Source organism: Mycobacterium deserti (assembly GCF_025345615.1).
GTDB lineage: Bacteria > Actinomycetota > Actinomycetes > Mycobacteriales > Mycobacteriaceae > Mycobacterium > Mycobacterium deserti.
Window position 1 is genome coordinate 1,188,771 of sequence record NZ_JAODWD010000001.1, and the last position, 21,415, is coordinate 1,210,185.

15 protein-coding genes are annotated in these 21,415 nt (G+C 67.0%); 7 read left to right on the forward strand and 8 right to left on the reverse strand.

Annotated features, from left to right (window positions below; translation table 11 throughout):
- Positions 1 to 15 precede the first annotated feature (15 nt).
- Together N4S67_RS06030 and N4S67_RS06035 are read right to left on the reverse strand one after the other, a co-directional pair.
- Positions 16 to 945: an ABC transporter permease gene (locus N4S67_RS06030; protein ID WP_260991971.1), complete on the reverse strand. Its 930-nt coding sequence runs from the start codon at positions 943 to 945 to the stop codon at positions 16 to 18.
- Positions 946 to 963: 18 nt separating this feature from the next.
- Positions 964 to 2,550: an ABC transporter substrate-binding protein gene (locus tag N4S67_RS06035; protein WP_260991972.1), complete on the reverse strand. Its 1,587-nt coding sequence runs from the start codon at positions 2,548 to 2,550 to the stop codon at positions 964 to 966.
- A gap of 324 nt (positions 2,551 to 2,874) precedes the next feature.
- Between N4S67_RS06035 and N4S67_RS06040 the strand changes: the two genes are divergently transcribed.
- Complete coding sequence (locus N4S67_RS06040) at positions 2,875 to 3,849, forward strand: 2-hydroxyacid dehydrogenase (RefSeq protein WP_260991973.1); 975 nt, start codon at positions 2,875 to 2,877, stop codon at positions 3,847 to 3,849.
- A gap of 17 nt (positions 3,850 to 3,866) precedes the next feature.
- Here N4S67_RS06040 and N4S67_RS06045 read toward each other — a convergent pair whose 3' ends face one another.
- The 5 genes from N4S67_RS06045 to N4S67_RS06065 form a co-directional block, all read right to left on the reverse strand.
- Entirely contained in the window at positions 3,867 to 4,187 is a 321-nt protein-coding gene (locus tag N4S67_RS06045) for a hemophore-related protein (RefSeq protein WP_260991974.1), read from the reverse strand.
- A gap of 72 nt (positions 4,188 to 4,259) precedes the next feature.
- A complete protein-coding gene (locus N4S67_RS06050; protein WP_260991975.1) occupies positions 4,260 to 5,186 on the reverse strand; it encodes a LysR substrate-binding domain-containing protein in 927 nt (308 codons plus the stop codon).
- 68 nt (positions 5,187 to 5,254) lie between these two features.
- Entirely contained in the window at positions 5,255 to 6,520 is a 1,266-nt protein-coding gene (locus tag N4S67_RS06055; RefSeq protein WP_260991976.1) for a glucarate dehydratase family protein, read from the reverse strand.
- Positions 6,520 to 7,467: a 5-dehydro-4-deoxyglucarate dehydratase gene (locus tag N4S67_RS06060; protein ID WP_260991977.1), complete on the reverse strand. Its 948-nt coding sequence runs from the start codon at positions 7,465 to 7,467 to the stop codon at positions 6,520 to 6,522. Before N4S67_RS06060 ends, N4S67_RS06055 begins: the two co-directional genes overlap by 1 nt.
- 35 nt (positions 7,468 to 7,502) lie before the next feature.
- Positions 7,503 to 9,101: an aldehyde dehydrogenase (NADP(+)) gene (locus N4S67_RS06065; RefSeq protein ID WP_260991978.1), complete on the reverse strand. Its 1,599-nt coding sequence runs from the start codon at positions 9,099 to 9,101 to the stop codon at positions 7,503 to 7,505.
- Between the two features lie 143 nt (positions 9,102 to 9,244).
- Between N4S67_RS06065 and N4S67_RS06070 the strand changes: the two genes are divergently transcribed.
- A complete protein-coding gene (locus N4S67_RS06070) occupies positions 9,245 to 10,396 on the forward strand; it encodes a serine hydrolase domain-containing protein (RefSeq protein ID WP_260991979.1) in 1,152 nt (383 codons plus the stop codon).
- A gap of 215 nt (positions 10,397 to 10,611) precedes the next feature.
- On the opposite strand, the gene N4S67_RS06075 is transcribed toward N4S67_RS06070, so the two are convergent.
- Positions 10,612 to 11,634 carry a TerC family protein gene (locus N4S67_RS06075; RefSeq protein ID WP_260991980.1) on the reverse strand — a complete coding sequence of 341 codons (1,023 nt, stop codon included), beginning with the start codon at positions 11,632 to 11,634 and terminating at the stop codon, positions 10,612 to 10,614.
- Between the two features lie 254 nt (positions 11,635 to 11,888).
- Here N4S67_RS06075 and N4S67_RS06080 point away from each other — a divergent pair, with 254 nt between their 5' ends.
- The 5 genes from N4S67_RS06080 to N4S67_RS06100 all read left to right on the forward strand — a co-directional run bounded on the left by N4S67_RS06080 (position 11,889) and on the right by N4S67_RS06100 (position 21,290).
- Positions 11,889 to 15,797, forward strand: a complete 3,909-nt coding sequence (locus N4S67_RS06080; RefSeq protein WP_260991981.1) for a Pls/PosA family non-ribosomal peptide synthetase — start codon at positions 11,889 to 11,891, stop codon at positions 15,795 to 15,797.
- Between the two features lie 44 nt (positions 15,798 to 15,841).
- Complete coding sequence (locus N4S67_RS06085) at positions 15,842 to 17,161, forward strand: M1 family metallopeptidase (protein WP_260991982.1); 1,320 nt, start codon at positions 15,842 to 15,844, stop codon at positions 17,159 to 17,161.
- A complete protein-coding gene (locus tag N4S67_RS06090) occupies positions 17,116 to 18,402 on the forward strand; it encodes a hypothetical protein (RefSeq protein ID WP_390893233.1) in 1,287 nt (428 codons plus the stop codon). The genes N4S67_RS06085 and N4S67_RS06090 overlap by 46 nt, the downstream gene beginning before the upstream one ends.
- A 121-nt stretch (positions 18,403 to 18,523) precedes the next feature.
- Positions 18,524 to 19,501 (forward strand): UDP-glucose 4-epimerase GalE, encoded by a 978-nt coding sequence (gene galE, locus N4S67_RS06095; RefSeq protein WP_260991984.1) that lies wholly within the window; start codon positions 18,524 to 18,526, stop codon positions 19,499 to 19,501.
- Positions 19,485 to 21,290, forward strand: coding sequence for a hypothetical protein (locus N4S67_RS06100; RefSeq protein ID WP_260991985.1), 1,806 nt, complete (start codon positions 19,485 to 19,487; stop codon positions 21,288 to 21,290). Before galE ends, N4S67_RS06100 begins: the two co-directional genes overlap by 17 nt.
- Positions 21,291 to 21,415: the final 125 nt, after the last annotated feature.

The window sequence follows — 21,415 nt, forward strand, 5'->3', positions numbered from 1 at the left end:
ATGCTCCTTGTCCGTCTAGATCCGAGCCGGTTCGCGGACGCGAGCGTCGAGCAACGCGTAGCAGGCGTCGATGAGAACGTTCAGCAGGAAGATGCTCACGGCGGTCAGCAGCACGGCGGCCTGCAGGACGGCGAAGTCGCGTTGCAGGATCGCGTCGATCATCAGCTTGCCGATTCCCGGCCAGCCGAAGATGGCCTCGACGACGACCGCGCCGTTGATCAGCCCGACGGCCAGGTCACCGGCAACGGTCAGCGCGGGCGCGGCGGCGTTGCGAAGGGCGTGGTGGCTGACGACACGAAAGTCGCTGGCGCCCTTGCTGCGCGCCAATCGCACGTACGGCGCGGACAGCGCGGATACCATCGCCCCGCGTACGACCTGGGTGAGCACGCCGAGCGGGCGGATCATCAGGGTGGCGATCGGCAGGATCCAGGACAGGATGCCGCTGTCGACACCCGAGGTCGGCAGCGCGCCGAGGAGCACCGCGAACAGCCACACACCGGTGATCGCGAACCAGAAGTCGGGAATGCTTGCGGCGGTCATCGACAACAGGCTGGAGAACCGGTCAGCCAGCGAGTTCGGCCGGTAGGCGGCCCAGCAACCGATGACGATCGCACCGACGATCGCCAGAAGCATTGTGGTGAACGCTAATTGCAGGGTGGCAGGAAAGGCGCGCAGCGCCATCTCGGAGGCCGACTCGCCGGTGCGCAGCGAGGTGCCGAAGTCCAGGTGCAGCACACCCCTGAAGTAGTCGAACAACTGAGTGCCGATCGGGTCGTTGAAACCGTTGGCCTGGGCGAACGATTCGCGTTGTTCCGGTGTGGCCGACTCCGGAAGGTAGAGATTGGTGGGGTCGCCGGTGAGCCGGGCGAGCAGGAACACCCCGAGCAGCACGATGATCAACGGTAGTGCGCTGGTGTACATCCGGCGCCGAACGAAGGAGAACATGGGGCTGGACTTCCTTACTTACTGGGCGACCGTCGGGGTGGTGCTGCCTGCGGGGGTCATCTCGGCCAGCCGCATCTCGTCACCGGTGGCCGAGTTGGGCGTGTAGTCGACCCGCGGTGACTTGCCGAGGATGCCCTTCATGTGGGCGATGTAGGCCATCTGCATGATCTCCTCGGGCTCCTCGGCGAACAACTTCGCGAATGCGTCCTGGCGCTGCCGGCCGGTGAGTTCTTCGGCGGCGCGGATCTTCTTGTCGAATTCCGGTGTGCCGTAGGCGGCTTGGGGACCGTCGCTGAGCATGTACTGGTCCAGGGTGAAGGCGGCGTCACCGGCCTGGTTGCCGTGCATGATCGTCAGCAGGTAGGGGCCGGTTTCCGGTGGGAACGGCCGCAGTTGGTAGAGCAGTTGGTTGGACGTGTCCATCATCTCGATCTTGACGTTGAGCCCGATCTCGGCGAACTCGCTCTGCAACACCTCGATGGTCTCGGCGATCTTCGGGAACTGGGCCGTGCGGCCGATCAGGCGGATCTGCCTGTCGACCGGGACGCCGTCGGCCTTGGCATCTGCGATCAGCTGCTTGGCCTTGTCGATGTCATGAGGCCACAGCGGGAGGTCGCCGTTGTACCCGACGACGCCGGACGGGATCAACTGAGAGGCAGGATCGCCGAGGCCGCGAAACAGCGCCTTGACGATGCCCTCGCGATTGACCGCGTAGTTGATGGCTTGGCGCACCCGCATGTCGTTCAGCGGCGCCTCTCCAGCCTGCATCCGCAATGCGGTGGTCTCATTGTTCTGGAAAGGAACGCCGAGATCACCTGCGCCGTCCTCTGGTCCGAGCGAGACGGCGATGTCGGTCTCGTCGTTGGTGATCATCGCGGCGCGCACACTGCCTTCGCTGCGCCACTGATACTCGGCACGCGCGAACGCCGGCTGGGGTCCCCAGTAGCCGGCGTTGCGTTTGAGCAGCAGCTTCTGCCCGTACTCCCAATCGTCAATCGCGTACGGGCCGGTGCCGACGGGTTCACGCACCTTCTCCTGCATGCTGGTACCGGCCGGAACCACTTCCACGAACGAGATGCGCAGCGGCAGAATCGGATCGGGAGTTTCCGTGCCCACTACAAGCGTGTTGTCGTCGGGAGTGTCGAGTTCGAGCTTCTCGTCACCGAACACGTAGCCGTCGAGGTTGCAGTTCAGGTCGGAGTTCACAGCGCGGTCGATGGAGAACGCGGCGTCCCTGGCGGTGAACGGTGCGCCGTTGGAGAAGGTGACGCCATCGCGAACCTTGAACGTCCATTGGTTGGGCGCACTCTGGCGCCACTCGGTGGCCAGCAGCGGTTGCAGATCGCCGGAGTTCGGATCGCGCTCGATGAGTGGCTCGGTGATGTTGGAACGGACGACTATTCCGGTTGACGTCAGCGAACTCTCGCACGGCTCGAGCGTCGGCGGCTCCTGCGACAGGACGATGCGCAGCGTGTCGGCGTCGTAGCCGCCGTGACCGGAGTTGGCCACTGTGCAGCCGGCGGCGATTGCACAGCAGGCGGTCGCTGCGGCGGCGACGGTCAGTGCTCGGCGCGCCCGCCGTGGCAATTGGGCTGTGGGCCTCATGGATCCTCCGGGCTGCTGATGTCCACGTATGTGGACGAACTATGTGACCGCAGACACAAGCTACGAGGCTGCGGATTCGGCGGTCAACCGGCCGAGATGGCGAAAACAGGCCATCTGGCGGGAGCCGGACGGACCACTGAATGGTGCCCAGCTAGCTCCTTGATGCCCTTGACGTGCGCATTTGTCCCGGGTGTCTCCGCGGTGACTCGGCGGTGCACACCGCCCGGGGCTAGTTATGCGGCTTCGTCATCAATCCATGCTATTTCCGTGTTGGACGGGTATTCCCAGGTCGGCATACGGTACGTGCGAGAACAGAGGAGAACCGTGTCCACCCACGCCACCACCAGTTGCGTCCTTCAGGTCGGCCCGCTCAAGCCGTCGCTCGCCGAGACTCTGCGCGCCCGGTACGCCGCGCATGTACTCCCCGACAGCGACTCCGAGCGCACGACCTTCCTCGCCGAGCACGGCGACGAGGTCACCGTCGTGGTGACCTCTGGTCGCACCGGAGTCAATGCCGAACTGATGGAAGCTCTTCCGAATCTTGGCGCGGTGGTCAACTTCGGCGTCGGTTACGACACCACTGATGTGGAGGCCGCAGGCCGGCGCGGAATCGGTGTCAGCAATACGCCCGATGTCCTCACCGACTGTGTCGCCGACACGGCGGTCGGCCTGATGATCGACACCCTGCGGAGGTTCTCGGCCTCGGATCGGTATGTGCGACAGGGTCGTTGGCCCGTCGACGGTAACTACCCGCTGACCCGCCAGGTCAGCAACACCCGTGTGGGCATCGTCGGGCTGGGACGAATCGGCGGCGCGATCGCCAAACGGCTGACCGCGTTCGGTTGTGCGATCAGCTACCACAACCGCCGTCCGGTCGCCGACTCGCCATATACCTATGTCTCATCGCCGCTGGAACTGGCGCGTGGGGTCGATGTGCTGATCGTGGCCGCGGCGGGTGGCGCCGGTACGCGAAAGCTGATCGACGGCAAAGTGATCGACGCACTCGGTGCCGACGGATATCTGGTGAACATCGCGCGCGGCAGCGTCGTCGACGAGGACGCGTTGGTTGACGCGCTCACCGACGGCAGGCTCGCCGGGGCGGGCCTCGACGTGTTCGTCGACGAACCGCAGGTGCCGCATCAACTGCTCGAGATGGACAACGTGGTGCTGCTGCCACACGTGGCGAGCGGCACCGTGCAGACGCGCGCGGCGATGGAGGACCTGACGCTGCGCAACCTCGACAAGTTCCTACAGACCGGTGAACTGATTACGCCGGTGCCGTTACCGACACCGGCGTAACCGCGAAACCTTCGGCGCTAGTAGCTGTTACAGGTGCCGACAACCGACGAGATCAGCCCGATGTAGGGCTGCACGGCCGGCACGTTCTGCCACTGCGAAACCATCCGCCTGCGCTCATCAGGTCCGGCGGCGACAAGCTGCTTCAGCCCGGCGACCATCGCGGGATTGGCGGACACCTGGCTCGCCATCTTCGGGTCCTGCGCCTTGAGTGCCGCCATAACCTGCGGATAGCTACACGTCGAGTTGACGATCGCATCAACGGCGGGTTGCGCCGAGGCGACTCCGATTCCCAAGGTCAGCGGCACAGCCGCCAACGCCGATGCGACAAGCAGTTTCACCGTCGACAGCATTTGCACACCCCTTCGTTAGTCTCTCTACGCTAACACCTATCGTGCCTTCGCGATTCCGCGTTACCCGACCACATCCTCGACCAAATCGTCGGTCGTCCACTCGCGTTGCGGCAGAACATCTCTGAGCAGGCGAAGAAGCGCGGGGTTGCTGCTGTCGCTGCGCCACACCGCGTCGAGCTCGACGGGACGCTCCCGGAACGCGCCGATGGATCGGAACACCACGCCGTCTGGGTGCAGCGTAGCGGCCGACGCGGGCACCAGCGCGATGCCGAGACCGGAGCGCACGAGCACCAGCATGGTGTGCACCTGGGTCACGTACTGAACGTAACGGGGAGTTGCGCCAGCGATGGTGAACGTACTGACCAACAGCTCGTTGAAATAGCGCGCCTGCACCGGTGAATACATGATGACGTCATGGCCGTCGAGGTCGTTCAGCGTGAGCTGACGGCCGAGACTCACCAACGGATGGTGTTCGGGTAGTGCGGCGACCAGCTGCTCGTGCAGGAGCGGCCGGGAGACCAGACCGGGCCGTTTCAACGGCGGGCGCGCCATGCCCAAGTCGAGCTCTCCAGTCATCAGCCCGTCGATTTGGGCCGCAGTGACCATCTCACGCAGGTCGAGCTTGACGTCGGGCAGTTTCGCGCGCGCGGCGTCGAGTAGCCGGGGCAGCACGGCGTGCGCGGACGCCGCGGTGAACCCGACGACGACCGTCCCCAGGTCGCCCGCGGGTATGCGCTTGACGGTGTGCGCGGCGCCTTCGGCCAGCTGAAGGATGCGGCGGGCGTCGGGCAGGAACGCCACCCCGGCGGGGGTGAGGGTCACCGAACGGGTGGTGCGGTCGATCAAGTGCACGCCCAATTCGTTCTCGAGCTGTTGTATCTGGCGGCTCAGCGGAGGTTGGGTCATGTGCAGCCGCTCAGCAGCCCGCCCGAAGTGCAGTTCCTCGGCCACGGCGATGAAGCAGGACAGCCGGGCCAGCGAGAACATCGATGCACTCCTCGCATCATTGACCGCCGATTGTACGGCGTGTGCGCATCAGTGTAGCGTCGTCAGCGCTACCAGCGCGGGCTGCCCGCGCGGAAATTCGGATCGACGCTCTGCATGTAACCGGTGTCGTCGCGGTCCCGAATTCCGCACCGTAGGTATTGCTCGTGTAGTGCCGCCAGTTGTGTCTCATCGACGCCGACGCCCAGACCCGGTCCGGTGGGCACCGCTACGGATCCGTCGACGAATTCCATCACGCCGGGCTTGACGATCTCCTCGGTCTTCCACGGCCAGTGGGTGTCGCAGGCATAGGTCAGATTCGGCGTCGCGGCGGCCAGGTGCACCATTGCCGCGAGGCTGATGCCCAGATGGGAGTTGGAGTGCATCGACAGGCCCAGTCCGAAGGTGTCGCAGATCCCAGCCAGCAGGCGGGAGCGCTGCAGGCCGCCCCAATAGTGGTGGTCGGAGAGCACCACACCGACGGCGTTCTGTGAGATCGCCTGCCGCAGTTGCCCGAAAGCGACCACACACATGTTGGTGGCCAACGGCATCGCCGCCTGTGCGGCGACCTCGGCCATCCCGTCGATGCCCGGCGTCGGGTCCTCGAGGTACTCGAGCACGCCGGCCAGACCAGAAGCCACCTTGATCGACGTCTGAGGCGACCACGCCGCGTTGGGGTCGAGTCGCAGGGGATGGTCCGGGAACGCCGCACGCAACGCTTCGATGGCGGCCATCTCCTCTTCAGGCGGGAAGACCCCACCCTTGAGTTTGATTGCGGTGAACCCGTATTCGTCGATGATCCGCCGCGCCTGCTCGACGATCCCCGCGGGGTCGAGGGCTTCTCCCCAAGTATCGGGTGCAACACCGGGGTGCGCGGCCCACTTGTAGAACAGGTATGCGCTGAACGGCACCGCGTCGCGGACCTTACCGCCGAGCAGATCGGAGACCGGCCTGCCCAGCGCGTGGCCCTGCACGTCCAGGCACGCCACCTCGAAGGGTGAGAGCACCTGATCGACAACGCTCGCCGAGGTGATCATGCCAGCGGTGCCGGCGGCCGCATCGTCGCCCCGCAGCCGATCCGCGATGGCCGCGCGAATCACGTTCAACGCGAACACATCCAGCCCCGTGATGGCGTCGGCGGCAGCGTCAAGCCGGGCCAGGTGCTTGGAGTCGGCGTACGTCTCGCCCAGTCCCACCAGGCCGGAGTCGGTGTGCAGCTGGACGATCGCGCGCAGCGCGTACGGCTGATGGACGCCGACGGTGTTGAGCAGAGGCGGGTCGGCGAACGCCACCGGGGTGATGCGCACCGCGGTGATGCGGATGGGCTCTCCGCCCATCACCGCACGGTTTCGAGCGCGTCGGCGAGCACCGAACGGCCCGCCGCGATGATCGCCCGCAGTTCCGTGATGTCCCCGGCGGTCGGCATGATCAGCGGCGGCCGCACCTCTCCTGCGTCGATACCTTCCAGCGTGACACCGGCTTTGATCAATGACACCGCGTAGCCGGGCACCCTGTCGCGCAGTCGCACCAGCGGGTGGAAGAAGCTGCGCAGTAGGGCCGCGATCAGTGTCTCGTTGCCTGCTTCGAGCGCACGGTAGAAGGCGAGCGCGATGTCGGGTGCGAACGCGAAGGTGGCCGACGAGTACAGCGTCAAACCGATCGCCCGGTACGCCTGCTGCGACACCTCAGCCGTCGGCAGGCCGTTGAAATACTGGAACGGCTTACCGCTCGTCGCGAGCTCGTCGTTGACAGCGCGCACGATTCGCGAGACCTGGTCCAGGTCGCCGGTGCCGTCCTTGAAGCCGACCACGTTGTCGATCCGCGACACCTCGACCGCCGACGCCTCCGTGTACCGCGCGTTGTTGCGGTTGTACACGATGAGCGGGAGGTCGGTGGTGCCCGCCACCACGCGGGTGTATTCCACGAGACCGGCCGGCGGCATCTCGACGAGATACGGCGGCAGGAGCAGCAGTCCGTCGGCGCCGGCGTCGGCGGCAACGCGCGCGAACGTCTTGGCCTGGGCGATCGATCCGCCCGCCCCGGCGAAGACCGGGACACGTCCGCCGATGGCCTGCACCGCGGTGGATACGACAGTCTTCAGTTCCGACGATTCGAGAGCGTGGAATTCGCCTGTGCCGCAACCGATGAAGACACCACCCGGACCGGCATCGACGCCCTTGGTGACGTGCTCGGCCAGCCGTTCGGTGTCCACGTCGCCGGAGGGCGTGAACGGGGTGACGGGAAAGAACAGAACGCCGTCAAAGCCTTCGTGGGCGGCGTGCATCGTGACTCCTCGCTGTGGTGTGTCGTCGGTGTGGGTCAGTCTTGGGTGAGGTTGCCGTCGACGCGGCGCCAGATCTTGTCGGGATTTCCGTCGGCGATCGCGCTCGGGAGCAGCGCACCCGGCACGTCCTGGTAGCAGACAGGTCGTAAGAAGCGCTCGATCGCGCGCGATCCGACGGACGTCGTCCTGGAATCCGAAGTGGCCGGGTACGGTCCGCCGTGCACCATCGCGTGCCCGACTTCGACCCCGGTCGGCCAGCCGTTGAACAGAATTCGTCCGGCTTTCAGTTCGAGCGTCGGCAGCAACTGGCGTGCGTCGTCGATGTCGGCGTCATCCGCATGCACGGTGACGGTGAGCTGTCCCTCGATCCCCGCGGCGACGGCGCGCATCTCCGCGACGTCCGTGCACCGCACGATCAGGCTCGATGCGCCGAACACCTCGGCCTGCAGTTCGCGAGAGGACAGGAAGCTGCGGGCATCCGTGCTGAACAGCGCGGCGGGACAGGCCACCGGCGCGTCGGTGGCCGCACCGCGGGCGATGAGGTCGGCATGGGCGACCAGGGCGTCGACGCCGCTGCGGTAATTCTCGGCGATCGTCGGCGTCAGCATCGCGGCAGGCGTGGCCTGCACGAGTTCGTCGCGGGCGGCCGCGATGAAGGTGTCCAGGTCGGGACTGTCGACGGCGATCACCAGACCCGGGTTGGTGCAGAACTGCCCCGAGCCCATGGTCAACGACCCGACGAACGCGCGGCCGATGTCGGCGGCCCGGTTGGCCAGCGCCTCGGCGAGCAGGAACACCGGGTTGATCGAACTCATCTCGGCGTATACCGGGATAGGTTCGGGCCTGGCGGCGGCCGCAGCCACCAAAGCCGTTCCCGCTGCGCGAGATCCGGTGAAACCGACGGCCTTGATCCGCGGATCGGTGACCAGCGCGATGCCCAGCTCCGGTCCGGAACCGTAGAGCAGCGAGAAGGTACCTGCCGGCAGCCCGGCGGCGCGCACGGCATCCGATACGGCGCGCCCGACCAGTTCCGACGTACCGGGATGCGCGTCGTGCGCCTTCACGACGACGGGACAGCCTGCCGCCAGCGCCGAGGCGGTGTCGCCGCCTGCGACCGAGAACGCGAGCGGGAAGTTGCTGGCGCCGAATACCGCGACGGGTCCGAGCGCGATGGCACGTTGACGGATGTCGGGGCGCGGCAACGGTTCGCGGTCGGGCAGGGCGGGGTCGATGCGGGCGCCGTTGAAGCTGCCTTCGCGCAGCACACCGGCGAACATGCGCAATTGTCCGGTCGTGCGGCCGACCTCGCCGGTCAGCCGCGCTTCTGGTAGGCCGGTCTCCGAGACGGCGCGCGCGACGAGATCGTCGCGGATCGCTTCGATGTTCTCGGCGATCGACTCGAGGAATGCGGCGCGACGCTCGGCGGGCACGCTGCGGTAGCCGTCGAACGCCTCGGCGGCCGCCGCGCATGCGGCATCGACGTGGGACGGGTCGCCATACCGGTAGGTCGGCTCGAGTTCGGACCCGGCGGTGGGATCGAATCCGCGGACCTCGTCGCCGGTTCCGCGAACCATCGACCCCGCGATGATCATCTGTCCGGTCAGATCTGTGGTTGACGACACCATAGAGGTCATACTCGCAGGTTAGAGCCGCGATAAATACTTGTCCAAGTCCGATGTTGGCCTAAATGATGCCGTGATTGCATCAATGCCGACCAGTGGGAAGAGCCGGTCCGAAAGGGGCTCCGCGGGGCGCCGAGGCGGCCCAAGATGGCGGAATGAGCGACGAGGTGCATGGGCGGTGGGATACCCGATTCGACAAGGTCGCCGAGGCATTGGCCGAGGAGATCGTCGCGGGTGAGGAGCTCGGCGCGTCGATCGCGGTCGACATCGACGGCGAACTCGTCGTCGATATCTGGGGTGGATACGCGAATCGTGCGAAGACCGTCCCCTGGGCCGAGAACACGATCGTCAACTTCTGGTCATGCACCAAAACGCTGACCGCGCTGGCGGCACTGATTCTCGTCGACCGCGGCCAGTTGGACCCCTTCGCGCCCGTCGCCGACTACTGGCCGGAGTTCGCCGAGAACGGCAAGCAGAAGATCGAGGTCCGGCATCTGCTGGCGCACACGTCCGGGGTCTCGGGATGGGACGCCCCTTTCGCCCTCGAGGACATGTACGACTGGGAAAAGTCGACGAGCCAACTGGCGAGTCAGGCCCCATGGTGGAATCCAGGCACCGCGTCGGGATACCACGCGCTCAGCTACGGACACCTGATCGGCGAGGTTCTTCGGCGCGTCACCGACAAGCCGCTCAAAGACTTCGTGCGAGACGAGATCGCTCTTCCACTCGGTGCCGACGTCCAGATCGGCGTGCTGAAGGAAGACGATCACCGGATAGCCGAGCTGATTCCCCCGCCACCACTGCAACTGCCATTCGAGCTGTTTCCTGCCAACCATCCGATGCTAAAGACCTTCGGCACCATCCGACCGGACGAGGATGTGGCCGCGATCGCAGAGACCGCCGGATGGCGGCGCGCCGACATCGGCGGCGCGAACGGCCACGGCAACGCACGGGCTCTGGCCCGCGCCTTGTCGCCAATCTCTCTAGGCGGCAGGGCGAACGGTGTGCAGGTGCTGCGGCCGGAGACCATCGATCTGATCTTCCAGGAGCAATCCAACGGTGTGGACCAGGTTCTGTTCGTCCCGCTCCGCTTCGGGATCGGATTCGGCCTGCCCACACCGGAGAGCGTTCCGGCCATTCCTGAGGGCAGGATCTGCTGGTGGGGTGGGTGGGGTGGATCGATGATCGTCATGAACCCCGACCGTCGCGCGACGTTCGCGTACGTGATGAACAAAATGGGTCCGGGCACGACCGGCACCGAACGCACCAATCGATACGCGACGCTGATCTACGAAGCTCTCGGCTGATTTCGCGCCGCCAATCGGCGCAGTGCGTCGCGACCGAGCGCACGAGGGTCCTGCCGCGGCGACACCGGTATCAGCGTGACGCCGTCGGCCACTCCTGCGGGTCTCGATGTCGGCGATGAGGGCGGCTGTACGCCCGAATTCGCGTCCGCACCCGCCGCCTGCTACAGATCCGGCGCCACGTTAGGTGCCGGCGCCGTGCGGGTCGACGGTGGCGATCAGCGCGAGTCCAACGACGTCTCGTCGTCGGTGACCTCGGTGCCGGAGTTGCCGTTCTTCACGTCGTGCACCCGCGTCTTGTAGAGGCTGGCCGCTGTCGTGATGGCTAGCGTCACGATGATCACGCCGAGCGACAGCAGCGTCGGGATCTCGGGCACCGGAACATGTTCGCCGCCGTTGATGAACGGCAGTTCGTTCTCATGCAGTGCGTGCAGGACCAGCTTCACGCCGATGAACGCCAGGATGAAGGCCAACCCCTGCGAAAGATAGACCAGCCGCTTCAGAAGATCGCCGAGCAGGAAGTACAGCTGGCGCAGCCCCATCAGCGCGAACACATTCGCCGTGAACACCAGGTACGGCTCCTGGGTCAGTCCGTAGATCGCCGGGATGGAGTCCAGCGCGAACAGCAGGTCGGTGGTGCCAAGCGCGACGATGACCAGGAACATCGGCGTCATCAGCCGCTTGCCGTCCTCCTTCACCCACAGCTTCAGGCCGTCCCACTTGTCGGTGAGACTCAGGTGGCTGCGGGCAAAGCGGACCACGAAGTTGTCTCCGTCGTCCTCGTGGTCGGTGTCGCGGATCAGGGTGATCGCGGTGTACAGCAGAAACGCTCCGAAGGCGTAGAAGATCCAGGAGAACTGATTGATCGCCACCGCGCCGATTGCGATGAAGATGCCGCGGAAGATCAGCGCCAGAATGATGCCGACGAGCAATGCCTGCTGCTGGTGTTTCCTTGGCACGTTGAAGCTGGCCATGATGATGAGGAAGACGAACAGGTTGTCGACCGACAAGCTGTACTCGGTGAGCCAGCCGGCGAAGAACTCGACGCCGTACTGGCTCCCGTGGAAGAAGTACGTCCACAACCCGAAGGCGATCGCAAGGCTGACGTAGATGGTCAGTGCGATGCTGGTCTCCCGCTTCGACGGTTCATGGGGCCTTCGGCCTATCACGACCACGTCGAACAGCAGAATGGCGATCGTCACGCTCAGCGTGATGATCCACTCGAGTTGAGATACGTTCACAAATCCTCCGGTCGTCGATCGAACGCCGGAGGTCTCTTCCACCGCCACGACTTGCCGTGTCGGCCCGCAGCACCGGTCGTCCGATGACGGTCGACGTGGTGACGGCACTGCGGCGAAGGAATACTCCCCTCCATGACTTCACGCCCGATTCTGCCAGGTGACCTGGGTTCACGGTAATCGGGGAAGCTAAACCGCACGGAGACACCGCGTGCGGCGCGGACGCTCCGCCGCGTCGACTGAGTAGTTTTATAGCCGTGACGGCGCTGGAGATTCCCGCTCAATACGTGCTGTCGCCGTACGCACCCGAGCCGCGCACGCTGATCGACATCCTCTACGAGACCGCCGCCCGCCATCCGGACGCACCCGCACTCGACGACGGGGACGTGCAGCTGACCTACGCCGAGATGGTCTCCGACATCGAGGAGAGCGTCGCGTGGCTCGCCGCACGCGGCATCGGACGCGGTGACCGCATCGGCATCCGGATGCCGTCGGGCAGCTACGCGTTGTACGTGGCGATCCTCGCGACGCTGGCCGCCGGGTCGGCGTATGTGCCCGTCGACGCCGACGATCCACCCGAACGCGCCGATCTGGTGTTCAACGAGGCCAAGGTCGTCGCGGTCATCACCGAGCAGGGCATGGTGCGCGGGCCGGGCTCCTCGCGCGGGTGGCGCGCTGCGGCACCGCTGGGTCGCGACGACGCGTGGATCATCTTCACGTCGGGGTCGACGGGCACCCCGAAGGGCGTTGCGGTCACCCACCGCAGCGCGGCGGCGTTCGTCGATGCCGAAGCGCGAATCTTTCTGCAGGACAATCCGATCGGACCCGGTGACCGGGTGCTGGCTGGTTTGTCGGTTGCTTTCGACGCGTCATGCGAAGAGATGTGGCTGGCCTGGCGGCACGGCGCGTGCCTGGTCCCGGCACCACGCTCGCTGGTGCGCAGCGGCATGGACCTGGGCCCGTGGCTGGTCTCGCGCGACATCAGCGTGGTGTCGACGGTGCCGACGCTCGCGGCGCTGTGGCCTGCCGAGGCCTTGGAGGCGGTGCGGCTACTGATCTTCGGCGGGGAGCCATGCCCGCCCGAGCTGGCTGAGCGGCTGGCAATCGAGGGCCGCGAGGTGTGGAACACCTACGGCCCCACCGAGGCGACGGTGGTGGCGTGCGCGGCCCGGCTGACCGGGCGGGCCCCGGTCAGCATCGGGCTGCCGTTGCCGGGCTGGGATCTGGCGGTCGTCGACAAGAACGGTGTTCCGGTCGTCGCCGGCGAAACGGGTGAACTGGTGATCGGTGGCGTCGGCCTCGCGCGCTACCTCGATCCCGAGAAGGATGCCGACAAGTACGCGCCGATGCCGACGCTCGGCTGGTCGCGCGCCTACCGCAGCGGTGATCTCGTGCGGATGGAGGCCGAGGGGCTATATTTCGTGGGCCGCGCCGACGACCAGGTGAAGGTCGGCGGGCGGCGCATCGAACTCGGTGAGGTGGACGCCGCACTGGTCAATCTGCCGGGTGTCAGCGGTGGCGCGGCCGCGGTGCGCAAGACGGCCAGCGGCACACCGCTGCTTGTCGGCTACATCGCCAGCACCGATCCCGCCTTCGACATCGCCGCGGCGAGGGCGAATCTGGCCGACACGCTTCCGGCAGCTCTGGTGCCGAGACTGGTCCTCGTCGACGAGCTACCGACCCGCACGTCGGGCAAGGTGGACCGGGATGCGCTGCCATGGCCGGTCGGTGACGCCGAGGACGCGCAGGAGTCGGGCCTGGAGGGGACGATGGGCTGGCTGGCCGGTCTGTGGCGTGACGTGCTCGGCGCGACGGTCGACGGGCCCGAGGCCGACTTCTTCGCAGTCGGAGGCGGATCGCTGGGGGCGGCGCAACTGGTCGCGGCACTTCGTCAGCGCTACCCCCAGGTGACGGTGGCCGATCTGTACGACCATCCGCGGCTCGGGTCGCTGGCCGGTTACCTCGACGAAATGGATCCCCCGCAGCGCGTCGTGCCGCGTGACGTCAAGGCGACGCCGCGGCTGGCGCAGGCGGTGCAGGTGGCCTTGTCGCTGCCGCTGGCCACGTTGGCGGGTCTGCAGTGGGTGGTGTGGCTGGCCGCGGTCAACAAACTCGCGGCCGAACTCGATCTGGTGCCGTGGGCCGTGCCGGTCAGTTGGTGGTGGATCGCCGCCGGTTTCGGTCTGTTCGTCACGCCGCTGGGCCGAATGGGCATAGCGGTGCTGTTCGCGCGCATGCTGTTGGCCGGACTCGATCCCGGCACCTACCGCCGCGGCGGGCCGGAGCACCTGCGGGTGTGGCTCGCCGAGCGGCTCGCAGAGGCCAGCGGCGCCGAGAATCTCGCGGGTGCACCGTGGTTGGTGTACTACGCCCGTGCGCTGGGCAACACGGTCGGCAAAGGCGTCGACCTGCACTCCGCACCGCCGGTGACCGGCATGCTCAAGCTGGGCCACCGAAGTTCGATCGAGCCCGAGGTCGACCTCAGCGGGCATTGGGTCGACGGCGACCGCTTCCATGTCGGGCGCATCACCGTCGGCAACGACGCCACCGTCGGCGCGCGCACGACGCTGCTGCCCGGATCGGTCGTCGGGAAGAACGCCGACGTCGCGCCAGGCTCCGGCGTGGTCGGCAAGGTCAAGAACGGCCAGTACTGGAAGGGCTCGCCCGCGGTGAAGTCGGGCAAGGCCCGCCACCCTTGGCCCGACCACCGGCCGAAGCGGGCGCCGGTGTGGGTAGCGATGTACGGAATCACCTCGGTGTTGCTCGGCGGCCTGCCGCTGCTCGCGCTCGGCGCAGGTTTTGCCGTCATCGGGTGGGCCGTTCACGGCGAAGAATCGGTGTCGTCGGCGATTGCGCCCGCAGCGCTGTGGACGCCGGTCGCCACCCTGGCCGCGTTCGCGACTTATGCGGTGCTGACGGTCGTCGGGGTGCGACTGCTGTCGCTTCGGCTTCGCGAGGGCTACCACCCGGTGCGCAGCCGTATCGGCTGGCAGATCTGGGCGACCGAGCGGCTGATGGACGCCGCGCGCAACTATCTCTTCCCGATCTACGCGAGCCTGCTCACGCCGTGGTGGTTACGGCTCCTCGGCGCGAAAGTCGGTCGCGGAACGGAGATCTCGACAGCCTTGCTGACGCCGAAGTTCACCGTCGTCGAAGACGGCGCCTTCCTGGCCGACGACACCATGGTGGCGTCCTACGAACTGGGCGGCGGCTGGATCCATGTGGCGAAGGCAACCATCGGCAAGCGGGCGTTCCTCGGCAACTCCGGTATCACGCAGCCGGGGCGGCGGGTGCCCGACGACGGTCTGGTGGCGGTGCTCTCCGCGGCGCCGCACAAGGCCAAGGCGGGGTCGTCGTGGCTGGGCAGCCCGCCGGTTCGGTTGCGCCGCAAGCCGACCGCAGCGGACGCGCTGCGCACGTTCCACCCGTCGCTGCGCCTGAAGACGCTGCGCGCCCTAGTGGAGACCTGCCGGTTCATCCCTGTGATCGTGACCTTTTCGATCGGCGTCGGGGTGCTGTTAGCCGCGCAGTGGCTGGCGGTGACGTTCGGCTGGGTATGGGCGGCGCTGGCCAGCGGCGTCGTGCTACTGGTCGCGGGCGCGGTGGCCGGCGGCGTCGCGGTGGTCGCCAAATGGGTGCTGGTCGGACGGATCCGGGCCATCGAACACCCGTTGTGGTCGTCATTCGTCTGGCGCAACGAAGTGTCGGACACGTTCGTCGAGACCGTCGCGGCGCCCTGGTTTGCGCGCGCCGCCAGCGGCACTCCGGTGATCAATGTGTGGCTGCGAGCGCTCGGCGCGTCGATCGGCCGCGGCGTGTGGTGCGAGACCTACTGGCTGCCCGAAGCCGACCTGGTCACGCTTGAGGACGGCGCCACCGTCAACCGGGGATGCGTAGTGCAGACCCACCTGTTCCACGACCGCATCATGCGGATGGATACCGTTGTGCTCGAGCAGGGTTCGACGTTGGGACCACACTGCGTGGCGCTGCCGGCAGCACGCATCGGCGTCGGCGCGACCGTCGGCCCGGCCTCACTGGTCATGCGCGGCGACGAAGTCCCGGCGTCGACCCGCTGGCTCGGCAATCCGATCGCGCCGTGGAATGCGTTCCGTAAGAAGCGCCGCGACTCGTCGGCGGCGAAGAAAGCCGAAGATAACGCCGCGTGACGAGAGGTAAGAAGAGGGGCTGCGGGGACGGGCACGCGCGGGGGATGTCGCAGCCGCCCGTCATCGATCCGTACATTCCCGCCAACGGCAACTTCGGTTACCGGGTGTCGCGCTATGAACTCGACCTCGAATACAAGGTCGCGATCAACCGGCTCGCCGGGTCGGCCACCATCACCGCGGTCACGCTGGCGGCTTTGCGCACGTTCACCCTCGACCTGTCCCAAGCGCTGACGGTGACGAAGGTGTCGGTCAACGGGCACCGGCCCGCTCAGTTCAGGTCGTCGGGCAGCAAGCTGCACATCGGGCTCGCCGAGGCCCTGCCCGCCGGCGCCGCGATGGCGATCGTCGTGCGTTACGGCGGCAGCCCGCGCCCGATCCGATCCCTCTGGGGCGACGTCGGTTTCGAGGAGCTCACCGAAGGCGCACTGGTCGCCGGGCAACCCAACGGGGCGGCGTCGTGGTTCCCGTGCGATGACCACCCCAGCGCGAAGGCGAGCTTGCGGCTTCGCATCACCACCGAGAGCCCCTACTTCGCGTTGGCCAACGGCGAGTTGGTGTCTCGTCGCACCCGCGCGGGCATGACGACGTGGACCTACGAACAGCCCGAGCCGACGTCGACATACCTGATCACCCTGCAGATCGGCGACTACCACCGTCACCGCATGGCCAAGAACGGCGTCGCAATGCACGCCGTGGTGCCGAATCGGTTGCGCCGCAACTTCGATCACGACTTCGCCGGCCAGCCGAAAATGATGAAGCTGTTCACCAAGCTGTTCGGGCCGTACCCGCTGTCGACCGGGTACACGGTCGTGGTCACCGACGACGCCCTGGAGATCCCTCTCGAGGCGCAGGGCATCTCGATCTTCGGCGCCAACCATTGCGACGGTCGGGGCAGCGCCGAACGCTTGATCGCACACGAACTGGCTCACCAGTGGTTCGGCAATTCGGTCACCGCCCAGCGGTGGCGCCACATCTGGCTGCACGAGGGCTTCGCCTGCTACGCCGAGTGGTTGTGGTCAGAAAACTCCGGCGGCCCCAGTGCCGAGGACTGGGCACGCCGCTATCACGATCGCCTGGCGCATTCACCGCAGAACCTGCTGCTCGCCGACCCGGGTGCGCGCGACATGTTCGACGATCGCGTGTACAAACGCGGCGCGCTCACACTGCATGTCTTACGAAAGCGCATCGGCGACGACAATTTCTTTGCGCTGCTGCGTGATTGGACGACACGATATCGCCACGGCACCGTTGTCACCGACGACTTCACCGGGCTGGCATCGCATTACACCACCGAATCGCTGCAACCGCTGTTCCAGGCGTGGCTCTACTCGACGGAGCTGCCTGCGCTGGATTCGCCGTCGTGACGGAGGCGGGCCCGCCCACCGGGCCGATCACGCGCGGCAGCGTAGCCCGTGTCGGCGCCGCGACGGCACTGTCCGCGCTGTGCGGATATGCGGTGCTGTATCTGGCTGCCCGCGATCTGGAACCGGCAGGCTTCTCGGTGTTCGGGGTGTTCTGGGGTGCGTTCGGATTGGCCACCGGCGCGGCGTTCGGTCTGCTCCAGGAGGCGACTCGGGAGGTGCGGTCGGCGCGCTACATCGAAGTCGCGGTCGGCCCGCGGACCCTTCCGGTGCGGGTGGCTGCGCTGGTAGGGGTGGCCGCCGCGGTGGTGATCGTCGTGAGCGCGCCGCTGTGGTCGGGACATGTGTTCGTCTCGGCGCGGTGGCTTTCGGTCGCGCTGCTGTCCGTCGGTCTGGCGGGGTTCTGCCTGCATGCCACGCTGCTGGGAATGCTGGCGGGCTTGAATCACTGGACCCAGTACGGAGCGCTGATGGTCGCCGACGCCGTCCTGCGGGTGCTGGTCGCCGCGGCGACCTTCGTCGTGGGCTGGGGCCTGGTCGGCTACCTGTGGGCCACAGTGGCCGGCGCGGTGGCGTGGCTGATCATGCTGGTCGCGTCGCCGGTGACGCGCGAGGCCGGGCGGCTGTTGACTCCCGGCGGCACCGCCACATTCCTGCGCGGCGCGTCCCACTCGATCGCCGCGGCGGGCGCCAGCGCGATCCTGGTCATGGGCTTCCCGGTGCTGCTGAAGGCGACATCGGACGACCTCGGGGCAACGGGCGGCGTGGTGATCCTCGCGGTGACACTGACCAGGGCGCCGCTGCTTGTGCCGTTGACCGCGATGCAGGGCAACCTCATCGCCTATTTTGTGGACCAGCGGGCCGGACGGCTGCGAGCGCTGGCCGGACCGGCCGGGCTGGTGATCGGCGTCGGCCTGCTCGGCGTAGTGGCCGCGGGGACGGTCGGCCCGTGGCTGCTGCGCGCGGGTTTCGGAGCGGACTACCGGGCCGACGGGGCACTGCTCGCATGGCTGACGGCGGCCGCGGTGGCGATCGCCTTGTTGACGCTGACCGGCGCGGCGACGGTGGCGGTCGCGCTGCACCGCGCCTACTCGTTGGGCTGGGTGTCGGCAACGCTCGCGTCGACGCTGTTGTTGTTGCTTCCCCTGTCGCTGGAGACCCGCACGGTGGTCGCGCTGCTGTGCGGGCCGTTCGTCGGCATCGCGGTGCACCTGGGCGCGCTAGCCAGAACGCGCCCATCATGACGGCTGCTGCGACAGCCGCACCCTATGCTGCCGAGGTGCAACTCTGGCGAAGGCTTCTGGGCGCCTGGCAGAACGGGCCGGACGCCGTGAAGGAGCTGCGCATGATGGCGAGGGGAAGCTCATGACTTGGCTGGTGACCGGCGGAGCGGGATACATCGGGGCGCATGTGGTCCGTGCGCTGCTCGACGCGAACCTGTCGGTGGTGGTGATCGACGATCTCTCGACAGGCCTCGAACAATTCGTACCGCCGCAGGTACCGCTGGTGCGCAGCACGCTACTCGACGGCGAGCGTGTCGAGCGCACGCTGGCCGAGCATCACGTGACCGGGGTGATCCACGTCGCGGGTTTCAAGTACGCCGGCGTCTCGGTGCGGGAGCCGCTGCGTACCTACGAGCAGAACGTGACAGTGATGATCACGCTGCTCAAGGCGATGCAGACCCGCGGTGTGGACAAGTTGGTGTTCTCGTCCAGCGCCGCCACATACGGCACACCCGACGTCGACATCGTCACCGAACAGACACCTACGGCTCCTGAATCTCCCTACGGGGTAAGCAAACTCGTCGGCGAGTGGATCCTGCGCGACCAGTCGCGCGCGACGACGCTGCGACACACAAGTCTGCGCTACTTCAATGTCGTTGGGTCGGGCGCAGACGATCTGTTCGACGTCAGCCCGCACAACCTGTTTCCGTTGGTGTTCGATTTGCTCTATCGAGGCGAGACGCCGCGCATCAACGGCGACGACTACCCCACCCCGGACGGTACGTGTGTCCGTGACTACGTCCACGTCTCAGACCTGGCGCAGGCGCACGTCGCTGCGGCGCGCCGGTTGGACGCCGAGGCGCCCGTCGAGCGCGTCTACAATCTGGGCAGTGGCAGCGGCACATCCGTGCGCGAGATCATGACGGCGATCCGCAACGTGACCGGCGTGACCTTCGATCCGGTGATCGCACCGCGCCGGGACGGCGACCCGGCTCGCATCGTCGCATCGGGCGACCTCGCCGCCCGAGATCTCGACTGGCAGATGCGGCATTCACTGGAGGAGATGGTGAGGTCGGCCTGGATTGCGCGCCAGCGGGCTGGAGATGCGTATCCGCGATAGCGCGTTGGCGACGTCCTGGGTTGCTCGTACCGCTGCAGCGCTGATCGTCGTGGCACTGGCCATCCGCGCGGTGCTGGCGTTCGGCGGCTTCTTCTATTGGGACGATTTGATCCTGATCGGCCGGGCGGGCACGCAGAGTCTGCTCTCACTGTCGTACCTGTTCGACGACCACGACGGGCACGTCATGCCGGGTGCGTTTCTGGTCGCGGGCGCGATCACCCGGCTGGCGCCCCTGGAGTGGGTGTGGCCGGCGCTGAGCCTGGTGGTGTTGCAGCTACTGGCGTCTCTGGCGGTGCTGCGCACACTGCATGTCATTGTCGGCTGGCGCCCGGTGGTACTGCTGCCTTTGACGTTCTTCCTGTTCACACCGCTGGGGGTGCCCGGCTTCGCGTGGTGGGCCGCCGCGCTGAACTCCCTGCCGATGCTGGCGGCGTTGGCATGGGTGGTTGGTGACGCAATCATGCTGGTGCGCACCGAAAATCAGCGGTACGCGGCGACTGGTCTGCTGGTGTACGTCGGCGGCCTGCTGTTCTTCGAGAAGGCCGCGGTCATCCCGTTCGTCGCGTTCGCGGTGGTCTGCGCGTTGGCTCATGTCACGAGCCAAGGCTCGGTGGCTGATGCGTGGCGGCGCGGGCAGCGGCTGTGGGTGCCTGCGCTGGTGGTGACGGCGCTGTGGGCGGTCGTCTACCTGGTGGTGGTCGACCAGAAGCGGTGGAGCGGCGACGTCGCGATGACGCTGGAATTGCTGGGACGGTCGGTGACCCACGGCATTGTCCCGGGTCTGGTTGGTGGACCGTGGGATTGGCAGCGCTGGGCACCGGCATCCCCATGGGGGACGCCGCCGGTGGCGGTGATGGTGCTGGGTTGGGTGGCGCTGGCGGCCGTGGTGGCGGTCTCGTTCGCGCGCAAGCGCCGTATCGGCGTGGTGTGGTTGTTGGCGGTCGGTTACGCGGTGGCGTGCCAGATCCCGATCTACCTGATGCGGTCCTCGCAATTCACCGCCCTGGAGCTGGCGCAGACGTTGCGGTATCTGCCGGATCTCGTTGTGGTGCTTACGCTTCTGGCGGCGGTGGGGCTGTGCGCGCCGAACCGCCCGGGACCTCGATGGCTCGTCGCGTCGCGGGGTCGGAGCGTCGTAATCGCCACTCTCGTGGCATTTTTCATCGCGAGCAGCCTGTATTCGACGACGACCTTCCTGGCCAGTTGGCGCGACAACCCGGCGCGGGGGTATCTACAGAACGCTCAGGCGGGGCTGGCGGGGGCGGCGCAAAGGTCAAGTGCGCCGATGCTGGATCAGGAAGCCGACCCGATGGTGCTGCAGCGGGTGGTCGGTCCCGAGAATCGGGCGAGTCACATGTTCGCGCTGCTGCGCGACAGGCCGGAGTTCGCCGGTGCGACAACGGACTTGCGGATGCTGGACAGTGCAGGCCGCGTGGTTGACGCGCAGGTGACGTGGGTGCGCAGCATCGCGCAGGGCCCGCAGCCCAATTGTGGGTATCTGGTCCAGCCGGACCTTCCCGTGCGGATGCCGCTGGACGGGCCGCTGTTGCCGGCCGATTGGACCGCGGAGATCAACTACCTGGCGAACAGTGACGGCTCGATGATGATGTCGCTGTCGGAGGGCGGCGAGGTGAAGGTGCCTGTGCGGCCGGGGCTGAACCGGGTGTTCGTGCGACTGGCGGGGGCGGGGAACGCGATCGATGTGCGGGCCAACACCGCGGCGTTGTCGGTGTGCATCGCCTCAGGTCCGGTGGGTTTCCTGGCGCCGAAACTTCCGCAGAGGGGGTAGCTGCGCCCCTGCGATAATCGACGGGTGAGCGCGATGGACGGCTTCTACTCGACGTGGAACACCGCCCGGACCACGTTTGGCGATGGCACTCCGCAGACCGGGGAGCAGTACGACAACAGCCCGAA